Here is a 2,007-nt window from a genome sequence, read left to right as displayed (position 1 = left end):
GCATCGACATAGCGTCGGGTGACGGTCGCCACCGCCGACAGGAGCTGCAGGAAGTTGAGCGCGGTGCGCTCCCCCGTGAGCAGACTGCGCACCGGTCCCTCCACCGAGCAGAGGGTGGTGCCGGCTTCCACTTTCGCGCCGTCTTCCTTGTGCCACGTGACGACCACGGCCGGGCTCAGGCGCCGAAACACCGCATCGAACCACGGGGCACCGGCCAGCACCGCCGCTTCCCGCGCCACCACCGTGGCGCGCGCCGTGTCGTCCGCGGCAGCCAGCAAGGCCGTGAGATCACCGCTGCCGACGTCCTCCTGCAACGCAGCCGAGACGTTGCCATCGATCACATATTCAAGCCCTCGTGCGCTCACGCGTGGCTCCTCTCTCCCCTGGGCGATTTACTCGCGCAATGCAGCATTATCGCTCTCCTGCAGCGCGTGCCGGAAGTACTCCAGCACCTGGAAGCCCGCATTCGCCGACAGCGCGTCGAAGCGCGCGATGCCAGACCACGGCCGCAGCCAGGTGAGCTGGCGCTTTGCGAGCTGTCGCGTCGCCGCAACAGCGCGGTCGCGCAGCTCCCGCAGCGAGAGCTTTCCGTCGAGATAGTCCCAGGTCTGCCGGTAGCCCACACAACGCATCGACGGCAGTTCCGGATCGAGCGCGAAGCGGCTGCGCAGCGTGCGCACTTCGCCGATGAGGCCGAGCTCGAGCATGGTCTCGAAGCGCTGCGCGATGCGCTCGTGCAGTGCCGCCCGGTGGGCCGGCTCCAGCGACGCCGCGATCACGCGATACGGCAGCGCCGCGGGCGGCCGCTCGCGAATCAGCTCCGACAGCGGCCGGCCGCTGGCGTGGATCACCTCCAGCGCGCGCTGGATGCGCTGGGCGTCGTGCGGGTCGAGGCGCTCCGCCGTCTCCGCGTCGAGGCGCGCGAGCTCTTCGTGCATGGCTGGCCAGCCCACTTCGCTCGCCATCGCGTCGATCACCTCGCGGATCGCCGGATCGGCTTCCGGCAGATCCGACAGCCCCTCCTGCAGCGCCTTGAAGTAGAGCATGGTGCCGCCCACCAGCAGCGGCACGCGGCCCGCCGCGGTGATGTCGCGCATCAGATCACGCGCGTGCTCGCAGAAGTCGGCGGCGGAGAAACGCTCGGTCGGGTCGAGGATGTCGATCAGGTGATGACGCGTTTCCCGCCGCGTGTGCGCGTCCGGCTTCGCAGTGCCGATATCCATGCCGCGATACACCTGTGCCGAATCGACGCTGATGATCTCCACCGGCAGGCGCCGAGCGATGGCGAGCGCCGCATCGGACTTGCCGCTCGCGGTGGGGCCCATCAGGAAGAGGGCAGGGGGCAGTGGGCTCACTGCGTATCAGTGAAGGAGTGAGGGAGCGAATGGGGAAAGTCGTGAAAGGCAATCGGTAGCGATTTCCACTCCCTCACTCATTTGCAACGATGAGGCTTTGATTTGCGGGCAGCGTCAGATCATGTTAGCGGGGAAGGCAGAGACGGGCCACAACGAGTCGCTCGCTGGTGCCTGCAGAATCGCCGCCCTGAATGGACTGTGACCCCGTGTAATTGATGGAGCAGTTTGTTCGGACATCGAGGCCAAGAAAAGGAGAAAGAGTCGGATGACCGATTTCCGAGCATTCTGGAAGGTCCATTACTATACTTACTTCGTCATATTGGGCGACGCTGCCGCAGGGCGCAGGCGAATGGCGCTCCGCGTATCGCCGACAACAGCACATCGTTCACCAATTCGCGGGCTGGGTTGACCGCCAGCGGGCGATGCGACAGAGGGGTGCCAATCCGGGGCGGGGTCACCGGTTATGCTCGGCGTCTTGCCACCTTACGCAAGGAGAGTGATATGAAGCGCATCACGACTCTGTTAAGGGCTATGTGGGTCCTGGTGGTGTATGCCCTACTAATGACTCTTCCGACCTTGGCCGCGGACTACCCCACGCCCAAGGAAGGTGATTGGGTGGTGCGCGACTTTCGCTTTCACACCGGCGAGGTTC

The 2,007-nt window shown here is 65.5% G+C and carries 2 protein-coding genes; both read right to left on the bottom strand.

Annotation, left to right across the window (positions count from 1 at the left end; all coding sequences use genetic code 11):
* Positions 1–365: nicotinate-nucleotide diphosphorylase (locus tag JNK68_13120; protein MBL8541296.1), on the bottom strand; the 365-nt coding region annotated here is incomplete at its 3' end.
* Between the two features lie 27 nt (positions 366–392).
* The gene (gene miaA, locus JNK68_13115) at positions 393–1,325 is read right to left on the bottom strand and encodes a tRNA (adenosine(37)-N6)-dimethylallyltransferase MiaA (protein MBL8541295.1); all 933 of its coding nucleotides are present in this window, start codon (positions 1,323–1,325) and stop codon (positions 393–395) included.
* Between the last annotated feature and the right edge of the window lie 682 nt (positions 1,326–2,007).

Source organism: Betaproteobacteria bacterium (assembly GCA_016791345.1).
In the GTDB taxonomy this organism is placed as follows: domain Bacteria; phylum Pseudomonadota; class Gammaproteobacteria; order Burkholderiales; family JAEUMW01; genus JAEUMW01.
The sequence above is the reverse complement of the archived record's forward strand: the minus strand, read 5'-3'. Positions and strand labels throughout refer to the sequence as shown.

What these genes read in the sequence shown, in the direction of transcription:
- miaA (MBL8541295.1), bottom strand. Translation starts at nt 1,325, where the DNA reads ATGGGCCCCACCGCGAGCGGCAAGTCCGATGCGGCGCTCGCCATCGCT.